15 protein-coding genes and 1 pseudogene are annotated in these 20,979 nt (G+C 62.4%); 15 read left to right on the forward strand and 1 reads right to left on the reverse strand.

The window, feature by feature from the left end:
* The first annotated feature begins 23 nt into the window (after positions 1-23).
* The 15 genes and pseudogenes from pilH to madM all read left to right on the forward strand — a co-directional run bounded on the left by pilH (position 24) and on the right by madM (position 19,011).
* The gene (gene pilH / locus IFT47_RS13470; protein ID WP_065991171.1) at positions 24-389 is read left to right on the forward strand and encodes a twitching motility response regulator PilH; all 366 of its coding nucleotides are present in this window, start codon (positions 24-26) and stop codon (positions 387-389) included.
* A gap of 16 nt (positions 390-405) precedes the next feature.
* A complete protein-coding gene (locus IFT47_RS13475; protein WP_192172972.1) occupies positions 406-945 on the forward strand; it encodes a chemotaxis protein CheW in 540 nt (179 codons plus the stop codon).
* 75 nt (positions 946-1,020) lie between these two features.
* A complete protein-coding gene (locus IFT47_RS13480) occupies positions 1,021-3,057 on the forward strand; it encodes a methyl-accepting chemotaxis protein (protein WP_192172971.1) in 2,037 nt (678 codons plus the stop codon).
* Positions 3,058-3,135: 78 nt separating this feature from the next.
* On the forward strand, positions 3,136-9,114 hold the full coding sequence (locus IFT47_RS13485) for an Hpt domain-containing protein (protein ID WP_192172970.1): 5,979 nt from the start codon (positions 3,136-3,138) through the stop codon (positions 9,112-9,114).
* Positions 9,107-9,595, forward strand: a complete 489-nt coding sequence (locus tag IFT47_RS13490) for a chemotaxis protein CheW (protein ID WP_122536410.1) — start codon at positions 9,107-9,109, stop codon at positions 9,593-9,595. The genes IFT47_RS13485 and IFT47_RS13490 overlap by 8 nt, the downstream gene beginning before the upstream one ends.
* Before the next feature lie 1,115 nt (positions 9,596-10,710).
* Positions 10,711-11,562, forward strand: a pseudogene (locus IFT47_RS13495) (Fic family protein); the annotation flags it as partial.
* A 98-nt stretch (positions 11,563-11,660) separates the two neighbouring features.
* The gene (mdcA, locus tag IFT47_RS13500; RefSeq protein ID WP_192172968.1) at positions 11,661-13,337 is read left to right on the forward strand and encodes a malonate decarboxylase subunit alpha; all 1,677 of its coding nucleotides are present in this window, start codon (positions 11,661-11,663) and stop codon (positions 13,335-13,337) included.
* Positions 13,337-14,239 (forward strand): triphosphoribosyl-dephospho-CoA synthase, encoded by a 903-nt coding sequence (locus IFT47_RS13505; protein ID WP_192172967.1) that lies wholly within the window; start codon positions 13,337-13,339, stop codon positions 14,237-14,239. The genes mdcA and IFT47_RS13505 overlap by 1 nt, the downstream gene beginning before the upstream one ends.
* Before the next feature lie 2 nt (positions 14,240-14,241).
* A complete protein-coding gene (locus IFT47_RS13510) occupies positions 14,242-14,541 on the forward strand; it encodes a malonate decarboxylase subunit delta (protein WP_133775589.1) in 300 nt (99 codons plus the stop codon).
* Complete coding sequence (locus IFT47_RS13515; protein ID WP_192172966.1) at positions 14,534-15,385, forward strand: biotin-independent malonate decarboxylase subunit beta; 852 nt, start codon at positions 14,534-14,536, stop codon at positions 15,383-15,385. The genes IFT47_RS13510 and IFT47_RS13515 overlap by 8 nt, the downstream gene beginning before the upstream one ends.
* Positions 15,382-16,185: a biotin-independent malonate decarboxylase subunit gamma gene (gene mdcE, locus IFT47_RS13520; RefSeq protein WP_192172965.1), complete on the forward strand. Its 804-nt coding sequence runs from the start codon at positions 15,382-15,384 to the stop codon at positions 16,183-16,185. Before IFT47_RS13515 ends, mdcE begins: the two co-directional genes overlap by 4 nt.
* Positions 16,179-16,811 carry a malonate decarboxylase holo-ACP synthase gene (locus tag IFT47_RS13525; protein ID WP_192172964.1) on the forward strand — a complete coding sequence of 211 codons (633 nt, stop codon included), beginning with the start codon at positions 16,179-16,181 and terminating at the stop codon, positions 16,809-16,811. Before mdcE ends, IFT47_RS13525 begins: the two co-directional genes overlap by 7 nt.
* Positions 16,808-17,743 (forward strand): malonate decarboxylase subunit epsilon, encoded by a 936-nt coding sequence (gene mdcH / locus IFT47_RS13530; RefSeq protein WP_192172963.1) that lies wholly within the window; start codon positions 16,808-16,810, stop codon positions 17,741-17,743. The genes IFT47_RS13525 and mdcH overlap by 4 nt, the downstream gene beginning before the upstream one ends.
* 67 nt (positions 17,744-17,810) lie before the next feature.
* Positions 17,811-18,245: a malonate transporter subunit MadL gene (madL, locus tag IFT47_RS13535; protein ID WP_192172962.1), complete on the forward strand. Its 435-nt coding sequence runs from the start codon at positions 17,811-17,813 to the stop codon at positions 18,243-18,245.
* 1 nt (position 18,246) lies between these two features.
* Positions 18,247-19,011: a malonate transporter subunit MadM gene (madM, locus tag IFT47_RS13540; RefSeq protein ID WP_122624431.1), complete on the forward strand. Its 765-nt coding sequence runs from the start codon at positions 18,247-18,249 to the stop codon at positions 19,009-19,011.
* A gap of 1,034 nt (positions 19,012-20,045) precedes the next feature.
* On the opposite strand, the gene IFT47_RS13545 is transcribed toward madM, so the two are convergent.
* Positions 20,046-20,966 (reverse strand): LysR family transcriptional regulator, encoded by a 921-nt coding sequence (locus tag IFT47_RS13545; protein WP_192173225.1) that lies wholly within the window; start codon positions 20,964-20,966, stop codon positions 20,046-20,048.
* Positions 20,967-20,979: the final 13 nt, after the last annotated feature.

Consider the following 20,979-nt stretch of genomic DNA (forward strand, 5'->3'; position numbering starts at 1 on the left):
GGCTGTTTCTATGGGGAAGCACCATGGCTCGAATTCTCATCGTCGATGACTCGCCGACCGAAATGTACAAGCTGACCGGCATGCTGGAGAAGCACGGCCATCAGGTCCTCAAGGCCGAGAACGGTGCCGATGGCGTGGCCCTGGCCCGTCAGGAAAAGCCCGATGCCGTCCTGATGGACATCGTCATGCCGGGCCTGAACGGTTTCCAGGCGACCCGTCAGCTGACCAAAGACGCTGACACCAGCATGATCCCCGTGATCATGATCACCACCAAGGATCAGGAAACCGACAAAGTCTGGGGCAAACGCCAGGGCGCGCGGGATTACCTGACCAAGCCGGTGGACGAAGAAACCCTCATGAAAACCCTGAACGCGGTGCTTGCGGGCTGACCCCCGGCTGACGCTCATGGCTCAGTCACAAACCGCCTTCCAGCTGCTGCTCGATATCGACCAGCGCTGCCGCTCCCTCGCTGCCGGCCTGCCGCTGCAGGAAACCCGCCAGCAAGGCTGGAGCGGCATTGGCTTTCGCATGGGCGAGCGCCATTACGTGGCCCCCATGGGCGAGGTCGACGAAATCCTCCACGAGCCGCGCTGTGCGGTGTTGCCGGGTGCCAAGGCGTGGGTCTGCGGGATCGCCAATCTGCGCGGCCGCCTATTGCCGATCATGGATCTGTGCGCCTTCTTCGGCCACGAACTCTCACCCCTGCGCAAACACCGCCGCGTGCTGGTCATCGACTTCGAGGGTGTGTTCGTCGGTCTGCTCATTGACGAGGTGTTGGGCATGCAGCATTTCAGCGAGCGCAGCCTGATGCCTGAACTGGCGCACGACGGCGAACCCCGCGTCGCGCCCTACATACAAGGACGGTTCGTCCGTGAGCAGGCCTGGCAGGTGTTCAGCCCGCGCGCTCTGGTGCAGTCGGCTGAGTTTATGGACGTGGCGCTCTGATGCGCCGGGCTGAACAGTGCAGGTCCAGAAGGCTGATGCCCTCCCTCAATCGAACATCAGGCGGAGCCCTGAGCAATGAGTAATACCGGCAAGTCACTGGAAGGCGCGCGCAGCCGATCGCAGATCGTTGTGCTGTTCATCTGCCTCATCGTTTTCATCATGCTGCTGTTCGTCAACTTCGCGTACCTCAGCACGCAGTCCAACTACGACAAACAATATATCGGCCACGCCGGCGAGCTGCGCGTGCTGTCCCAGCGCATCGCCAAGAACGCCACGGAAGCGGCGGCGGGCAAGGCGGCGGCATTCAAGTTGCTGGCCGATGCGCGCAACGACTTCGACACGCGCTGGCAGTATCTGAAGAAAGGCGACAAGAACACCGGCCTGCCTGCTGCGCCAGCTGCGGTGAGCGATGAGCTGAAAGCGGTGCAGACCGACTGGGAAAACCTGCGCAAAAGCACCGACGTGATTCTTGCCCGTGAGCAGACCGTGCTCTCGCTGCATCAGGTGGCGGCAACCCTTGCCGAGACCATTCCGCAATTACAGATCGAATCGGAAAAGGTCGTCGACATCCTTCTTCAAACCCGTGCGCCCGCCAGCCAGGTGGCCCTCGCCCAGCGCCAGTCCCTGCTGGCCGAGCGGATACTGGGCGCGGTCAACACCGTGTTGTCCGGTGACGAAACGGCGGTTCAGGCAGCCGATGCGTTTGGTCGCGACGCCAGCCAGTTCGGGCGCGTACTCAACGGCATGCTCGAAGGCAACGCCACCCTGAAAATCGCCCAAGTCGAAGACCGCGATGCGCGGGCGCGGCTGGCCGAGATTGCCGAGCTGTTCCAGTTCGTCTCCGGGTCGGTCGACGAAATCCTCGAAACCTCGCCGGAGCTGCTGGAAGTCCGTGAAGCGTCGGGTAGCATTTTCAACCTCTCGCAAACCCTCCTCGACGAAGCCTCGGTGCTGGCCAACAGTTTCGAGCACATGGCCGGTGGTCGCGCAGCCTATAGCTATGGCGGCTACATTCTGGGCCTGCTGGCGCTGGCGTCGATCATCCTGATTGGCTTGGTGATGGTGCGCGAAACCAACCGGCAACTGCGCGAAACCGCCGAGAAGAACGAGCGCAACCAGAACGCGATCATGCGCCTGCTCGACGAAATCGAAGACCTTGCGGACGGCGACCTGACCGTGGCCGCCTCGGTCACCGAGGATTTCACCGGCGCCATTGCCGATTCGATCAACTACTCCATCGATCAACTGCGCGAATTGGTGTCGACAATTAACCTCACCGCCGAGCAAGTGTTCGGCGCCGTGAAGGACACGCAGACCACCGCCACCCAACTGGCCGCGGCGTCCGAGCATCAGGCGTTGCAGATCGCCGCGGCGTCCAATGCCATCAACGACATGGCGACTTCCATTGATCAGGTCTCGGCCAATGCGTCCGTGTCCGTCACGGTGGCCGAGCGGTCCGTGACCATTGCCAACAAGGGCAACGAGGTGGTGCACAACACCATCACCGGCATGGACAACATCCGCGAGCAGATTCAGGACACCTCCAAGCGCATCAAGCGTCTGGGCGAGTCGTCCCAGGAGATTGGCGACATCGTCAGCCTGATCGATGACATTGCCGACCAAACCAACATTCTTGCGCTAAATGCCGCGATCCAGGCGTCGATGGCTGGCGATGCCGGGCGCGGCTTTGCGGTGGTGGCCGATGAAGTGCAGCGGCTGGCCGAGCGCTCGTCGTCGGCGACCAAGCAGATCGAGACCCTGGTGCGCGCGATTCAGAACGACACCAACGAAGCAGTGATCTCCATGGAGCAAACCACGGCGGAAGTGGTGCGCGGTGCGCGGCTGGCGCAGGATGCCGGTGTCGCGCTCGAAGAAATCGAAGGCGTGTCGAAGATCCTCGCCGGGCTGGTCGAAAGCATCACCAACGCGGCGCAGCAGCAGGCTGCATTGGGTCAGCAGATTTCCTCGACCATGCTGGTGATCCAGCAGACCACCACACAGACCACCTCAGGCACGGCGGCGACCGCCCGGAGCATGGGCAATCTGGCGAAGATGGCCAGCGAGATGCGCCGCTCGGTGTCCGGCTTCAAGTTGCCGGCCTCGCGGCATTGATGGCCTGCTTGATAGCCCCGTTAATAATCCAGTCAATGCACATGAAGCAGCGTCAAGGCACAGGCAACCGGAGTCACCATGGCTGACCGTCACGATTACGTGGCCCTGGAGTGGGTCAAAGGCGAAATAGCCGAAACCCTCACACACGCCCGACAGGCGCTGGACACGTTCGTCGCCCAACCGCACGACGCCGCGGCAATGGACGAGTGCCTGGAGCTCATCCATCAGGTTCACGGCAGCCTGCAGATGATCGAGTTCTACGGCGCCGCGCTGTTCGCCGAGGAAATCGAACAGCTGGCGCTGGCGCTCAAAGAGGGCCACGTCGCCCAGGAAAGCGAAGCGATCCAGCTGCTGAATCTGGCGATGACGCAATTGCCGGTTTACCTGGAGCGTGTGCACTCCGCCCGCCGTGACCTGCCGTTGGTGGTGCTGCCGCTGCTCAACGATTTACGCAGCGCCCGGGGCGAAAGCCTGCTGTCGGAAACCAGCCTGTTCTCGCCGCAATTGCTGTCTATCCCCGCGCTTGATGCTCAGGCATTGGCCGAGCGCGACAATCCCGAATTGCCCGCGAAATTGCGCAAGCTGCGGCAGACGCTGCAAACCGCGCTGGTCGGGCTGCTTCGCGATCAGGACGTGCAGACTCAACTCGGTTACATGGGCAAGGTGTTCGCGCGGCTTGAGGTGTTGTGCGAGGACGCGCCCCTCGAACCGCTGTGGCGTATCGCGTCCGCGCTGGTCGAAACCATGCTCAGCGGCAATTTCACCAACAGCCCGGCGCTGCGCAGCCTGTTCAAGGATGCCGACAAAGAACTCAAACGTCTGCTGGATCAAGGCATTGAAGGCATCAATCAGCCTGCGCCCGACGAACTCCTGAAAAGCCTGTTGTTTTACATCGCCAAGTCCGACAGCGAGGCGCAGAAGATGACGGACTTGAAGGATCAGTACGCACTCGCCGATGCGCTGCCGCACAGCGCCTTGGTCGCTGAAGAACGTGCGCGCATGGCCGGGCCGGATCGCGACGCCATGCGCTCGGTGATCATTGCCCTGTGCGACGAGCTGGTTCGGACCAAGGAGCGGCTCGACGTTTTTGTGCGCGGGGACCGTCAGCACGTCAGCGAGCTGAACGCCTTGCTGCCACCGTTGCGGCAGATCGCCGATACCCTGGCGGTGCTGGGTTTCGGCCAGCCGCGTAAAGTCATCATCGATCAGATGACCGTGGTGCAGGGCATGGCCCAGGGGCAACGCGCACCCGACGATGCCACCTTGATGGACGTCGCCGGTGCGCTGCTGTACGTCGAATCCACCCTCGCGGGCATGGCCGGAACGGTTAACCAGAGCAGCCCTGAAGAAAGCCGTCTGCCGACGACTGATCTCAGTCAGATTCACCAACTCGTCATCAAGGAAGCGCGCATCGTTCTGCAGCAGGCCAAGGACGTGATCGACGAGTACGTCGACGGTGAAATGGACCGGGCACGTCTGCTGCCGCTGTCGGAGCAGTTGATTCAGGTGCGCGGCGCGCTGGCGATGATCCCGCTGGCGCGGGCATCCGGACTGCTGGCGGCCTGTAACGACTACATCACCGAACACTTGCTGGTTGACACCGAAAGCCCGGCGGCCTCGCAGCTCGATCACCTGGCGGACGTGATCATTGGCGTCGAGTATTACCTCGAACGCATGGCCGAAGACCCGGAAGCGCCGGGTGAACACGTGCTGGATCTGGCCCAGGAGAGTCTCGCCCGGCTTGGTTACTCGCCGGTCCCCGATGCACTGGATGTGCCGGTGCTCGAAGAAGTCATCAGCGAAGAAGAGCTGCAGGATTTGCACGAGCGGCAGGCCTTGGTCAGCCCAAGCCAGACCATCGCCGAAGTGCTGGCCAGCCCGCTGTCGGCGGTCAACCCGCCGGCGCGGAACATGCCGGCCAGTCTGTTGCCGCCACCGAAGGGTGAGCAGGCGATCGATGACGAGCTGCGCGAAGTCTTCCTCGAAGAAACCGACGAGATGCTCGAAGCACTGCGCGAGTACGTGCCGCGCTGGATTGCCGATCCCGGCAACCTTTCGGCGCTGGGCGAGATTCGTCGTGCGTTTCACACGCTCAAGGGCAGCGGCCGGATGGTGCGCGCGCTGATTCTGGGCGAACTGGCGTGGTCGGTAGAAAACCTCCTGAACCGCGTACTGGAGCACAGCGTCGAGCCGGACGCGCGGGTGCAGCAGTTGCTCACGGACGTTCAAGCCTTGCTGCCGGACGTGATTCGCGATTTCGCCGAGGACGTTCAGCGTCAGCGTGACGATGTCGACCAACTGGCCGCCCAGGCCCATGCGCTAGCCCAGGGCGAAGCGGGTGACATCGAGCCTGCGCAACGGCTGGAGGACGAAGAGGGGTTTGACCCGCAGTTGCTGGAAATTTTCCGTCAGGAAGCCCACACCCACCTGAACACGATGAGCCGCTACCTCGATGCTGCTCAGGATACTGACGCACCTGTATTCAGCAACGATTTGCTGCGCGCGTTGCACACCCTCAAGGGCAGCGCGTACATGGCGGGCGTCCTGCCGATCGCCGAGCTGGCGAGCCCGCTGGATCAACTGGTCCGCGAGTTCAAGACCAACCTGATCGAGGTCGGCCAGGCCGAGATCGACCTGCTGCGTGCGGCCGGGCCTTTGTTTCATTTAGGTCTCGCCCAGCTGAATGTCGACCCGCTGATGCCCATCGAAGGCGCAGCCGCCCTGATTCAACAGGCCCAGGAGCTGCTCGACGCACGGCTGGCCGATGCCTTGAGCGACGACAGCAATGGCCTGCGCACGCGGCGTAATCCGCAGTTGATCGCGAGCTTTCTGGCCGAAGGCATGGACATCCTGCTGGACGCCGACAACTTGCTCAAAGACTGGCGCCAGCACCCCGGCCACCGCCAGGAATTGAACGCGTTGCTCGACGAACTGACCATGCTCGGCCACGGCGCGCACGTCGCCGACCTGCCCCAGGTCGATGAGCTCTGCGAAGCGCTGCTCGACCTGTATGGCGCCGTAGAGGAGAGCAGCCTTGCCGTCAGCGAGCGTTTTTTCGACGAAGCCGAAAAAGCCCACGAAGCACTGATCAACATGCTTGATCAGGTCGCCGCCGGACAGGAAGTCCAGCCGTGCCCTGAGCGCGTGAGCGCCTTGCGCGGTCTGCTCGCCGAGGCGCTGGACCCCGGCGCGATGGGGGTGATCAAAAGTAATGGCGCCGGAGCAACAAGCATCACGGAGATGGAAGAGGTCAGCGAACGCCTCGCTCAACCCGCCCGGCCTTCGCGCGATGATTTCGATCAGGAAATCGTCGAGATCTTCCTCGAAGAGGCGGTGGATATTCTCGACATCGCCGGTCCTGCGCTGCAACGCTGGCTCGACGACCCGGAAAACCCGCTGCCGCTGTCATCGTTGCAACGTGACCTGCACACCCTCAAAGGGGGCGCGCGCATGGCCGAAATCGGGCCGGTGGGCGACCTCGGCCATGAGCTGGAATCGCTCTACGAAGGCCTGATTGATCGACGTTGCGGTTACTCGCCACAACTGGCGGAGCTGTTGGTGCACAGCCACGATCACCTGTCGCTGATGCTTGAACAGCTGCAGCACCGTTCGGCATTGACCAGTCCCGCGCCGCTGATCGAGAAGATTCGCGAGTTTCGCCAGCGCAATCGCTACCTCCTGCCCAATGACGGCCAGACGCGCAATGTCAGCTCGATGATTCACTCGCTGGACGAACGCGATCCGGAACTGCTGGAAATCTTCCTCGAAGAAGCCGACGACATCATCGAGAGCAGCAGCGCGGCGTTGGTGCGCTGGCAGACCGATCCGCAGAACATGCTGGAAGTGGAAAACCTGCTGCGCGATCTGCATACGCTCAAGGGCGGCGCGCGCATGGTGGAGATTGCGCCGATCGGCGACCTGGCCCATGAGCTGGAGTCGCTGTACGAAGGACTGTCGACCGGCGCGCTGAAAAACAGCGCGCTGCTCAACGGCCTGATGCAAAGCGGCCACGACATGCTCGCCGACATGGTCGATGCCGTTCGCGGTTACGAGCCATTGCCCAACCCGGCGCTGCTGATCGAGAGCATCGGTCATTACACGTCATCCGGGGCCGCCCGCGAACCTGTCGAAAAACCTCAGGAGGCGCCGGCTGTGCTGCCCGCGCCGGTTGTTGATACGGCGGCGCAGGCCGAGGCCGACGGCGAGCGCACCGGCCCGGAGATGATCAAGGTACCGGCCGAGCAACTGGAAGACCTGGCGAATCTGGCGGGGGAAACCTCGATATTCCGGGGCCGTGTCGAGCAGCAGGTCAGCGACGCGCAGGTCACACTGGTCGAGATGGAAACCACCATCGAGCGGATGCGCGATCAACTGCGCCGACTCGATATCGAAACCCAGGGCCGTATTCTCAGCCGCGATCACCCCGTTGATCGGCGCGGTTACGAAGCATTCGACCCGCTGGAAATGGACCGGCATTCGCAGCTGCAGCAGTTGTCCCGCGCGCTGTTCGAGTCCGCATCCGACCTGATGGACCTCAAGGAAACCCTCGACACCCGCGCCCATGAGGCCGAAACCCTCTTGCAGCAACAGGCGCGAGTGAACACCCAGCTTCAGGAAAGCCTGATGCGCACGCGCATGGTGCCGTTCGAGCGCATGGTGCCGCGCCTGCGTCGGATCGTCCGTCAGGTGTCGGGCGAGCTGAACAAGAAGGTCAAGTTCGACGTCATCAACGCCGAAGGCGAGATGGACCGCAACGTGCTCGAGCGCATGGTTGCGCCGCTGGAGCACATGCTGCGCAACGCCGTCGATCACGGGCTTGAGAGCGTCGAGGAACGCCTGGCCGCCGGTAAATCCGAGTGGGGGCATATCACGCTGAGCCTGGCCCACGAAGGCGGCGACATCGTTATCGAGATGCGCGACGACGGCGCCGGTGTCGACTTCGAGGCCGTGCGGCGCAAGGCGATCAAGCGCGGCATCATCAGTTCGGACGCCGAGCTGAGCGAGCACGACATCCTGCAGTTCATCCTGCGCCCGGGCTTTTCCACCGCCGAGACCATCACCCAGATTTCCGGGCGCGGCGTCGGCATGGACGTGGTGCACGCCGAGGTCAAGGATCTCGGCGGTTCGATGGTCATTGATTCCAAAGCGGGAGAGGGCGCGCGTTTCCGTGTCCGCCTGCCGTTCTCGGTGTCGGTCAACCGTGCGCTGATGGTGCAGTGCGGCGAAGAACAGTACGCCGTGCCGCTGAACAGCATCGAGGGTATCGTGCGCGTGATGCCGAGCGAGCTGGAGACCTGTTATCAGTCCGTGCCGCCGCGCTATGAGTACAACGGGCGAACCTACGAGCTGCGTTATCTGGGCGAGCTGCTCAATAACGGTCATCCGCCGAAACTGGGCGGCCAGACACAGACCCAACCGCTGCCGGTGCTTCTCGTGCACGTACACGATCAATGGATTGCGGTGCAGGTGGATACGTTGGCCGGCTCGCGGGAGATCGTGGTGAAGAACCTGGGTCCGCAGTTTTCGTCGATACCCGGCATTGCCGGCGCGACCATTCTGGGCGACGGCCGCGTGGTGCTGATTCTCGACCTGTTTGCGCACATCCGGCGCTTTCACGCCAAGCTGCTGGCGTTGCAGGTCGCCGGGCATGCGCCGGTGCGCTATGTCGAACCCGAACAGGCGCGGCCGTTGCTGGTGATGGTGGTGGATGACTCGGTGACGGTGCGCAAGGTCACCGGCCGCCTGCTGGAACGCAACGGCATGAACGTGCTGACGGCCAAAGATGGGGTCGATGCCATGGCGCTGCTGCAGGAGCACACCCCGGACATCATGCTGCTGGACATCGAAATGCCGCGCATGGACGGCTTTGAAGTCGTCAGCAAGATCCGCGGAGACGACGCCCTGAAGCACCTGCCGATCATCATGATCACGTCGCGATCAGGGCAGAAGCACCGCGACCACGCCATGGCGCTGGGGGTGAACGAATACATGAGCAAGCCGTATCAGGAAGCCGCTCTGTTGCAAAGCATTGCTCACTGGAGCCACGCCCATGTCTGACACCACGACGCAAACGGCGCGGCTGACCAGCCTGACCGGATTGCTCATCCCCCTGAGTGATCGGCACCTGCTGCTGCCCAACGTCGCCGTCGCCGAGCTGATCGACTATCAAGACAGCGTTGCCGACCCCGCCGCACCGCAGTGGTATTTGGGCCCGATCAACTGGCGTAACCGCAGTTTGCCGCTGCTCAGTTTCGAGGCCGCCTGCGGCAGCCGCGCCCGGGTCGGAGGCCGCGCCCGCATCGTCGTGCTCAACGCACTCGGCGGCCGCCCTGACCTCAAATTCATCGCGCTGCTGACCCAAGGCATTCCGCGCTCCTGCAAACTCGACAGCCAACTCAGCTACGTCGACGTGCCGCTGGCCGAGCTGGAACTGGCCGCGGTACAAGTGGGCGAGACAGTCGCGAAGATCCCTGACCTTGTGGCGCTGGAGGAGTGGCTGGTGGAGGCGGGGTTGGTTCAGATGACGCCGAATTTGTAAGAGACTTCCCGGCTCTCAAACGCCGCAGATTGCATGCCGGACACAGCCCCCTGTAGGAGTGAGCTTGCTCGCGAAAGCTGTATTTCAGCCGCTGAAGATTTAGCGGCTGTCCCGGCCCATTCGCGAGCAAGCTCGCTCCCACGACTGCATGTCAGCCGCCGCAGATTGCATACCGGACACAGCCCCCTGTAGGAGTGAGCTTGCTCGCGAAAGCTGTATTTCAGCCGCTGAAGATTTAGCGGCTGTCCCGGCCTATTCGCGAGCAAGCTCGCTCCCACGACTGCATGTCAGCCGCCGCAGATTGCATACCGGACACAGCCCCCTGTAGGAGTGAGCTTGCTCACGAAGGCTGCATTTCAAACGCTGAAGATTTGGTGGATGTACCGGCCCCTTCGCGAGCAAGCTCGCTCCCACGCCTGCATGTCAGCCGCCGCAGATTTCATGCCCAACACAGCCCTTGTGGGAGTGAGTTTGCTCACGAAGGCTGCATTTCAAACGCTGAAGTTATAGCGGCTGTCCCGGCCTATTCGCGAGCAAGCTCGCTCCCACGAATGCATGTCAGCCGCCGCAGATTGCATGCCGGACACAGCCCCCTGTAGGAGTGAGCTTGCTCGCGAAGGCAGTATTTCAGCCGCTGAAGATTTAGCGGCTGTCCCGGCCAATTCGCGAGCAAGCTCGCTCCCACGAATGCATGTCAGCCGCCGCAGATTGCATACCGGACACAGCCCCCTGTAGGAGTGAGCTTGCTCGCGAAAGCTGTATTTCAAACGCTGAAGATTTAGCGGCTGTCCCGGCTCTTTCGCGAGCAAGCTCGCTCCCACCATTTGATCTCCAGCATGCTCAACCTGTGTCTGTCTGGAGCATCCAGGAACTGCCAGCGGAAGCCGGCTCATATCAGGCTGAAGTATTTCGCTTTTACAGATTCGATATCGGTAAGGTTTGCTGCGTTGGCATCTGCTATGCCGTCCGAAATAGCCTGCATCTGGCGCATCTCGGCTTCCAGGTAGCGGCTCAGTGCTTGCTGAAGGTGATATTGCCGATCACGCCCAATCCCTCCTAGACGATGAGCCGAATAAACCGCATATTCGGCTCATACCTTGAGCCGAATATGACGGGGTCTGGCAGAGTTGATGCTGGATGCCACCCAACAACATGACGCCCCGCTGACGTCCGAACGGCTGATGCATTGGCATCGCTTGTTGTTTCCCGAGACGAACGCGCTGACGGCAAAGCCCATCCAGGTTGGCGTGCTTAGGGGCCCCGAACCCATGCAGGTCGTGTCCGGTCGCATTGACCGACCCGTGGTGCATTTCGAAACACCTCCGCGCGAAGGCCTGGAGCAAAAGCTCGATGACTTTTTCTACTGGTTCAACAGTAGCCGCGCCGACCCTACCCTCGACCCGCTGATCCGCGCGGGCGTCGCACATTTCTGGTTCGTGACGCTGCACCCGTTCGACGATGGCAACGGACGTTTGACCCGCGCAATCACTGATCTGGCCATGGCCCAGGGCGAACACCAGGCCATACGCTTTTACGCCATGTCCGTCAGCATCCTAGCCCGCCGTCAGGACTACTACCGGATTCTGGAGGCGACCCAGCGCGGTGGGCTGAATATCACTGAGTGGCTCGTTTGGTTTTTGCAGACGCTGCTCCATACGTTTGAGCAGGCCATCCAGCGCATCGACCGGGTTTTGGCGAAGGCGAGATTCTGGCAAGCCCATCGGGATGACGGGCTATCCACCGAGCAAATCAAAGTGCTCAACCGTTTGCTGAATGGCGACCTGTTGTCGGAGAGGCCGGACGCGGGTTTCACCGACGGCATCAGCGCCGCTCAATACCAGGCGCTCGCCAAGGTCAGTAAAGCCACCGCCACTCGGCATCTCGCAGATCTGTTGGGAAAAGACTGCCTGCGTAGACTTCCGGGCGGCGGGCGCAGCACCCGCTATCAGATCAACTGGCCCGACTGATCATTACTCTCACGGTAATGATTAGCGCATTTGCTTGATTGATGCCGAGCCGCCGCCCCTCCTAATCTGCCCCACGACAGCGAACTCGTGGAGTCAGCATGACCACAACAACGAAACTTGACCCGCGCTGGTCGCGTCGTCGCACTGAAAAACTGCGACGGCTCGACCTGGTGCGTTCCTTCGCCGATGGCGTTGTACTGCCCACCGACAAGATTGTCGCGGCGCTTGAGGCGCTGATTGCGCCGGGCGATCGCGTGGTACTTGAAGGCAATAACCAGAAGCAGGCGGATTTCCTTTCGCGCTCACTGGTGAAGGCCGATCCCGGCAAGCTCCACGACCTGCACATGATCATGCCCAGCGTGGGTCGGGCCGAGCATCTGGACCTGTTCGAACGTGGCATCGCCCGCAAGCTGGATTTCTCTTTCGCCGGTACCCAAAGCCTGCGCATCAGCCAGTTGCTGGAAGACGGCCTGCTGGAAATCGGCGCGATTCATACCTACATCGAGCTGTATTCCCGGCTGCTGGTCGACCTGATTCCCAACGTCGTGCTTTCGGCCGGTTTCATGGCTGACCGCGCCGGCAATATCTACACCGGCGCCAGCACCGAAGACACTCCCGCCCTGATCGAACCGGCCGCCTTCAGCGACGGCATCGTCATCGTGCAGGTCAACCAGTTGGTGGATGACGTCAGCGACCTGCCGCGCGTGGACATCCCGGCGTCATGGGTCGACTTCGTGGTCGTCGCCGACAAGCCGTTCTACATCGAGCCGCTTTTCACCCGCGACCCGCGTCACATCAAGCCGGTGCACGTGCTGATGGCGATGATGGCGATTCGCGGGATCTACGAAAAACACAACGTTCAGTCCCTCAACCACGGCATTGGCTTTAACACCGCGGCGATCGAACTGATCCTGCCGACCTACGGTGAATCTCTGGGCCTGAAGGGCAAGATCTGCCGCAACTGGACGCTCAACCCACACCCGACGCTGATCCCCGCCATCGAAAGCGGCTGGGTCGAAAGCGTGCATTGCTTCGGCACCGAACTGGGCATGGAAAACTACATTGCGGCACGGCCCGACGTGTTCTTCACCGGTCACGATGGCTCCATGCGCTCCAACCGGATGATGTGCCAGCTGGCCGGGCAATACGCGGTTGACCTGTTCATCGGCGCCACGCTGCAAGTCGACGGCGACGGCCATTCCTCCACCGTCACCCGCGGGCGCCTCGCCGGCTTCGGCGGCGCGCCGAACATGGGCCACGACCCGCGCGGCCGACGTCACGCCACGCCTGCCTGGCTGGACATGCGCCAGCAGAGCGGTGACGGGCCGGACGCCTATCTTGAGCGCGGCAAGAAGCTTGTCGTGCAAATGGTCGAGACCTTCCAGGAGGGCGGCAAACCCACGTTCGTCGAGACACTGGATGCCGTCGAAGTCGCGAAAAAAAGCGGCATGCCTCTGGCGCCGATCATGATCTACGGCGACGACGTCACTCACCTGGTGACCGAAGAAGGCATCGCCTATCTGTACAAGGCGCGCAGCCTGGAAGAGCGTCAGGCCATGATCGCCGCCGTCGCTGGCGTGACCTCCATCGGCCTGCGCCACAACCCCAAAGACACCGCCCGTATGCGCCGCGAAGGGCTGATCGCGCTCCCCGAAGACCTGGGCATTCGCCGCACCGACGCCAGCCGCGAACTGCTTGCCGCCAAGAGCATCGCCGAACTGGTGGAATGGTCCGGCGGTTTGTACAACCCGCCTGCGAAATTCAGGAGCTGGTGATGCGCGCATTCAACGTAGCTTTCGAGACTTTCGATGCCGCGCCCGGTTCTGCCTCGCTGGCTGATCGCCTGGCTGATCTGGCGGTTGATGCACTGATCGACGAAGCCGACCTGTCGCCAAAACCGGCGCTGGTTGATCGTCGCAGCAGTGGCGCCCACACGGACCTGCACCTGGGTCTGATGCACGCATCAGCGCTGTCGCTATGGCCCGCGTTCAAGCAGATGGCCGACGCCGCCATTGCCATCGGCGAGATCAATCCGCTGTTGCGGGAAACCATCGGACGCCTCGGTCGCGAAGGCGAAGCGGCGATGATGCGCACGACCAACGGGGTGAATACCCATCGCGGCGCGATCTGGGCACTGGGTTTGCTGGTCACCGCGGCAGCACTGAATCCCGATGAGCTTTCCCCGGAAGCGCTTTGCCAACGTGCTGGCGATCTGGCCTTGATCGAGGATCGTCACCAGACCGCCAACCAGAGCCACAGCCATGGCCAAACCGTTGCGCAGAAATACGGCGCAATGGGCGCCCGGGAGCAAGCGCAAGCGGGTTTCCCTGCCGTCATCCAAACCGGCTTGCCGCAACTCCTCCGCAGCCGCGGCGCCGGACATGGCGAGCAGAACGCGCGACTCGATGCGCTGCTGGCGATCATGACCACGCTGTCCGATACCTGCGTGCTGTATCGCGCGGGTGAAGCAGGCCTGCACGCCGTGCAACACGGTGCGCAGCGGGTACTGGACGCCGGCGGCAGCGCGACCCTCAGCGGCCGTCGCGCGCTGAATCAGCTGGATCAACAACTGCTGGGCCTGAACGCCTCCCCCGGCGGCGCCGCCGATTTGCTCGCCGCTTGCCTGTTTATTGATCGCCTGGAGCCTGCGCTCGGCGATGCAACGAGGAACGTCTGATCATGGAAACCCTTTCTTTTGAATTCCCCGCCGGGCAGCCGCCAAGGGGGCGCGCGCTGGTGGGTTGTGTCGGTTCGGGTGATCTGGAAGTGCTGCTTGAACCGGGCCAGCCGGGCAAGCTGACGATTCAGGTGCTGACGTCGGTCAACGGCAGTTCGGCGCGCTGGGAAAACCTCTTTCAGCGCATGTTCGACGGCCAAACGCCGCCGGCCATGAGCATCGACATTCATGATTTCGGCGCCACGCCGGGCGTGGTTCGGCTGCGCCTGGAGCAAGGTTTCGAGGAGGTCGGTCATGACTGACAGCACGCGGCTTCTGCAGCAGCACAGTTTCGTCGAGCTCGGCGCCCGGCAACGCGCGCGCGCACTGCTGGATGACGGCAGTTTTCGTGAGCTGATCGATCCCTTCGAGCGCCTCGTCTCCCCTTGGCTCGCCAAGCAAGGCGTCGTCCCCCAGGCCGACGATGGCGTGGTGATCGCCAAAGGCACGATCGAGGGCAAACCGGTGGTGATCTGCGCCATCGAGGGCGGCTTTCAAGGCGGGAGCATGGGCGAAGTCGGCGGCGCGAAGATGGCTGGCGCGCTGGAGCTGGCCGCCGAAGACAATCGCAAGGGCATTCCCACCGCAGCCGTTCTGTTGCTGGAAACCGGGGGCGTTCGCTTGCAGGAAGCCAATCTCGGACTGGCGGCCATCGCTGACATTCACGCCGCGATTGTTGATCTGCGTCGCTATCAGCCGGTGATCGGCGTAGTGGCAGGCAGCGTCGGCTGCTTCGGCGGCATGTCGATTGCGGCGGGCTTGTGCAGTTATCTGGTCGTCACTCAGGAAGCGCGTCTCGGCCTGAACGGCCCGCAAGTGATCGAGCAGGAAGCCGGCATTGAAGAATACGACTCCCGCGACCGGCCGTTCATCTGGAGCCTGACCGGGGGCGAGCAACGTTTTGCCAGCGGTCTGGTGGACGCCTTTGTCGCCGACGACATCAGCGCCATTCAGCAACAGGTGCATGCGTTGTTGCACAAGGGCAAGCCCGAGCAGGAACGCAGCAGTCGATACGCGTGGTTCCTCGAGCGTTTGTCGCACGTGGAGACTGCCCAGCAGATAGCGCCCGCTTCGGTGCGCGCTGCCTATCAAGGAGACCGGTCATGAGTGCTTACTCACTCCGTGGATTGAACTGGTTCAACGCGCTGGCCGCAAACGCTGCTGAAGTGGCGGGGCTGCCGGCGTCGGTGAAAGCAGCGGATGGCGTACTGGGTGATCGCCCGGCGCGATTCCTGGCGGTGGTCGCTGACCCTGCCAACCGCTTTCCCCGCGCACAAAGCGGCGAAGTCGGATTGCTTGAAGGATGGGGTCTGGCCCAGGCCGTGGACGGCGCCATCGAACTGGATCGGGACAGCGACAGCAAGCGGACATTGATCGCGATCATCGACGTGCCGAGTCAGGCCTATGGCCGCCGCGAAGAAGCGCTGGGTATTCACCAGGCACTGGCCGGCGCGGTTGACGCCTATGCTCGGGCGCGCCTGGCCGGGCATCCGGTAATTGGCCTACTGGTCGGCAAAGCGATGTCCGGTGCGTTTCTCGCCCACGGCTATCAGGCCAATCGGCTGATTGCCCTGCGCGACCCGGGTGTGATGGTTCACGCCATGGGCAAGGCATCTGCAGCGCGGGTGACACTGCGCAGCGTCGAGGAACTGGAAAAACTCGCTGCCAGCGTGCCGCCGATGGCCTACGACATCGACAGCTACGCCAGCCTCGGTTTGCTGTGGGAAACCCTGTCGGTCAGCCAGATCGAACAGCCCAGCGTTTCGGATATCACCCTGGTTCAGGACTGCCTGATTGCAGCGATCAAAGACACCTTGGCCGGCGCCAATGACCTGAGTTCACGCCTCGGCGCGCCGAACCGTGGGGCGTCGTCGAAAGTCCGCGAGCTGTTGCGGGCGCAGTGGTAATGAGTAGTTCCCAGCCGGTGCTGCCCCACGACCTGTTGTGGGCTCTGCCGACGGCTGCGTTGCCGATCGACGCGCCGGCGTGGGCGTTCGAGGCCATCGGCCTCGGTCATCCGGTGGTAGTGCGCCGCGCTCGTGTCGGGGCAGGACTGGTAGCGGTGGGCGTGAGAGGTCAGTCCCGGGATCAGCGCTACGCCACCCACATGAAACTTGATGATGTGCAGCGGCGCGTGCGGCCTGAGGCGTTGATCGACATGACGGCTGACGCTGATTGGCCGGCGTTGCGAGCCTTGCAGCAGATTCGTCCAGTGATGGACGCGCTCGGCCTGCCGTGGGGCGTGGCGGGTGGCGCCGGTTTCGAGCTGGCGAGTGGCGTAGCCGTGCTGCACGCGGACAGCGATCTCGATCTCATCTTGCGCACCCCGGATTTTCTTGATCGCCAGCACGCCGGTCGTTTGGTCGATCAGCTTGCCAGCGCGGTGTGTCGCATCGACCTTCAGTTGCAAACCCCCTTTGGTGCAGTCGCGCTGCGCGAGTGGGCAGGACCGTCACGCCAGGTGCTGCTCAAAGCCGAAGACGGCGCGCGGCTTGTGGATAACCCTTGGCTGGCGCAGGCGGTTGCGGCATGAGCAGTTTCTGGGCGTTTCCCGGCCAGGGCGCGCAACAGCCGGGCATGCTCCACGGGCTGCCGGAGCACTCCTTGGTTGAACAGTGCCTGGCAGAAGCGAGCGCTGCATTGAGCGAGGACGTCCTGACGCTGGATACGGCCGCCTCCCTGCAATCGACGCGAGCTGTTCAGCTGTGCCTGTTAATCGCGGGCGTCGCCTGCGCCCGAGTGCTGATGGCCGATGGGAACCCCCCCGACATGGTCGCAGGTTTGTCCATCGGTGCTTATCCGGCGGCGGTGATCGCGGAGGCTCTGGATTTTTCAGATGCGGTGCGTCTGGTGGCGCTGCGGGGTGAGCTGATGCAGAGCGCTTATCCACAGGGCTACGGCATGACCGCGCTGATCGGGCTGGACCAACCCACGGTCGAAAGCCTGATCGCACGCATTCACAGCGTTGAGACGCCGGTCTATCTGGCCAACATCAACGCTGATACCCAGTTCGTTATTGCTGGCCGAGACGAAGCCATAACGGCCGTCGCTGCGCTCGCAAAAGAGCAGGGCGCTGCGGCGGCCAAGCGGCTGGCGGTCAGCGTACCGTCCCATTGCGAACTGCTGGCCGAACCGGCACGCGCCCTTGCCGATGCATTCGCACGAGTTTCCGTGAAAGCGCCGACGCTGAAATACCTCAGCGGCAGCACCGCGCGGCCGATGCTCAGCGCCGACAAGGTCCGCGACGATCTGGCGTTCAACATGTGCCGGGTGATCGACTGGCGCAGCACGGTGCAAACCGTCTACGAGCGAGGTGCGCGGCTGCACATCGAACTGCCGCCGGGCACCGTGCTGACAGGCCTGGCGCGTCGCGTTTTCGAACAAGGATCGGTCGTCGCCTTTCAGGGCGCCCGGCTGGACACGCTCAGCGCGCTGTCGCGAGAGGAGGAACGCCGCCACTCATAAACCGACTGCTGCTTTCGAAGGAACACAAAAACAACAACTTCGACGATGCAATTTGAGGATAAGAACAATGGTGATTTATGGCGTGGCGTTACTCGCAATCTGCACCCTCGCGGGGGTGATTCTCGGTGATCTGCTCGGCGTGCTGCTGGGCGTAAAATCCAACGTGGGCGGCGTGGGGATCGCGATGATCCTGCTGATCTGCGCGCGGCTGTTCATGCAAAAGCGTGGCGGCATGAGCGAAGGCTGCGAAATGGGCGTCGGCTTCTGGGGCGCCATGTACATCCCGGTCGTCGTGGCCATGGCCGCTCAGCAAAACGTCGTGACGGCGCTCAAGGGCGGGCCGATCGCGGTCATCGCGGCGGTGGTGTCGGTGGTGGTCTGTGGCTGCACGATTGCAGTCATCAGCCGCATCAACAAGGGCGAGCCACTGCCCAAAGAAGACGAACTCGCGCACCCGCTGCCGGTGATCGCGCCGACTGTTTCGCCAGCAGGAGGCCGCTGATATGTGGGAGCTCATTCAGAAAGACCTGATCAGCCAGGGCCTGGTCACCGCGTTCGCCGTGGTGGGCGTGGTGATGTGGATTTCGGTGGTGCTGTCCAAGCGCCTGACGTTCGGGCGCATTCATGGTTCGGCCATTGCGATCGTCATCGGCCTGGTGCTGGCGTGGGTGGGTGGCACGATGACCGGTGGCCAGAAAGGGCTGGCGGACCTGGCGTTGTTCTCCGGGATCGGCCTGATGGGCGGGTCGATGCTGCGTGATTTCGCCATCGTCGCCACGGCCTTCGAAGTGCAGGCCACCGAAGCGAAAAAGGCCGGCTGGATCGGCGCGTTCTCGCTGCTGTTGGGTACGTTGCTGCCATTCATTGTCGGTTGCTGTGTGGCGTACGCGTTTGGCTATCGCGATGCGGTGAGCATCACCACCATTGGCGCGGGCGCAGTGACGTACATCGTCGGGCCGGTGACCGGTGCGGCATTGGGCGCGACCTCGGATGTGATGGCGCTGTCGATCGCGACCGGTCTGATCAAAGCCATTCTGGTGATGGTCGGCACCCCGATGGCTGCGCGCTGGATGGGGCTGGATAACCCGCGCTCGGCGATGGTTTTCGGCGGTCTGGCCGGCACCGTGAGCGGCGTGACGGCCGGATTGGCGGCGACGGACCGGCGGCTGGTGCCTTACGGCGCGCTCACGGCGACCTTCCACACGGGGCTCGGCTGCCTGCTGGGGCCTTCGCTGCTGTACTTCATCGTGCGCGGGATTTTGGGCTGAGGCTTTGGGATGCGTGGCCTCAGCAACGTGCTGCCGTTCCGCGCCAGAACGCTGATGTATCTGCCGGCATCGGAATTGCGGGAGCGAGCTTGCTCGCGAAGGGGCCGGTACATCCGCTACAAATTTAGCGCTTGAAATGCCATCTTCGTGAGCAAGCTCACTCCCACAAGGGTGTGTCTGCTGCGAGAAAGCGCGGTGTCAGAAGGCGCCGCAGATGTATCTACTGACAGGTAATTTGTGGGAGCGAGCTTGCTCGCGAAGGGGTCGGTACAGCCACCAAACTTTCAGCGACTGAAATGCCATCTTCGTGAGCAAGCTCACTCCCACAAGGGATGTGTTTGATGCAAGAAAGCGCGGTGTCAGACGACGCCGCAGATGTATCTACTGACAGGTAATTTGTGGGAGCGAGCTTGCTCGCGAAGGGGCCGGTACATCCACCAAACTTTCAGCGGCTGAAATGCCGTCTTCGTGAGCAAGCTCACTCCCACAGGGGATGTGTTTGATGCAAGAAAGCGCGGTGTGAGAAGACGCCGCAGATGTATCTACTGACAGGTAATTTGTGGGAGCGACCGGGGTGGCGATCCACCTTGCTCGCGAATGGGCAGGTGCATCCGCTATAAATTCAGCGGCTGAAATGCCGTCTTCGTGAGCAAGCTCACTCCCACAGGGGATGTGTTTGATGCAAGAAAGCGCGGTGTCAGAAGGCGCCGCAGATGTATCTACTGACAGGTAATTTGTGGGAGCGACCGGGGTGGCGATCCACCTTGCTCGCGAAGGGGTCGGTACAGCCACCAAACTTTCAGCGACTGAAATGCCATCTTCGTGAGCAAGCTCACTCCCACAAGGGATGTGTTTGATGCAAGAAAGCGCGGTGTCAGAAGACGCCGCAGATGTATCTACTGACAGGTAATTTGTGGGAGCGACCGGGGTGGCGATCCACCTTGCTCGCGAAGGGGCCGGTACATCCACCAAACTTTCAGCGACTGAAATGCCATCTTCGTGAGCAAGCTCTCTTCCACACGGGGGAGTCAGACTCAGCCTTGTGCCAGCCGGTTCGAGTACATCCGGCATTCCGCAAGCAACGCCAAGAGGTTCGGGTCACGCTCCCGGGCTTTGAGGAACACCAGTCCGATGTGCTGCTGCATGCGGTATCGCGCTTGCAGCGGCACCAGGCGGACGCGGTTTTCGTAGACGGCGGCGATTCGCCCGGGCAACAGCGCATAGCCCACTCCGGAGCTGACCATGCTCAGCAGCGTGAAGATGTCGTTCACTTGCATGGCGATCTTCGGTTCAAAACCGGCTTGTTCAAACACCCGCGCGCCATCGCGGTGGGTGGCGAAGCCTTGGGTCAGGGTAATGAAGGTCATTTCCCGCAGGTCGCTCAGGTCCACCTCGCTCTGTAGCGCAAAGGGTGAATCAGCCGGCGTGGCGAGAAAAATATCGTCGGAAAACAGCGGCAATTGCTCGCAATCCGGATCACTCACGGATTCGTTCAGCGACACCAAAATCGCATCCACCTCCATGTTCTTCAGCTTGTAGAAGAGATCGATATTGGAGCCCAGGATCAGGTCGATGTTGAGTTCGCTGCGGCGGATCTTCAGGCCCATGATCAGCTGCGGCACGGTTTTGACCGTGAGTGAATACAGCGCGCCCAGCTTGAACCGCGCCGCCGAAAACCCCGCCGCCTGCCGCGTCTGTTCGATGGTGCTGAGCACGTCCTGCACCAGCTTCTGCGCGCGCTCCTCCAGCACATAAGCGCCTTCGAGGGGCGTGAGGTTGCGACCCTCGTGCTTGAACAGTGGACACCGCAACGCGCTTTCCAGCGAGTGAATCGCCCGGTGCACGCTGACCGTGCTCGTCTGCAGCTCCGCCGCCGCGCGCGCGAGATTGCCGGTGCGCATGAACGCCAGAAAGATTTCCAGCTTCTTGAGGGTGAGCTCTTCGTCGATCTGCATCGTATGGATCCGC

Source organism: Pseudomonas sp. CFBP 13711 (genome assembly GCF_014842265.1).
Classification (GTDB): Bacteria; Pseudomonadota; Gammaproteobacteria; order Pseudomonadales; family Pseudomonadaceae; genus Aquipseudomonas.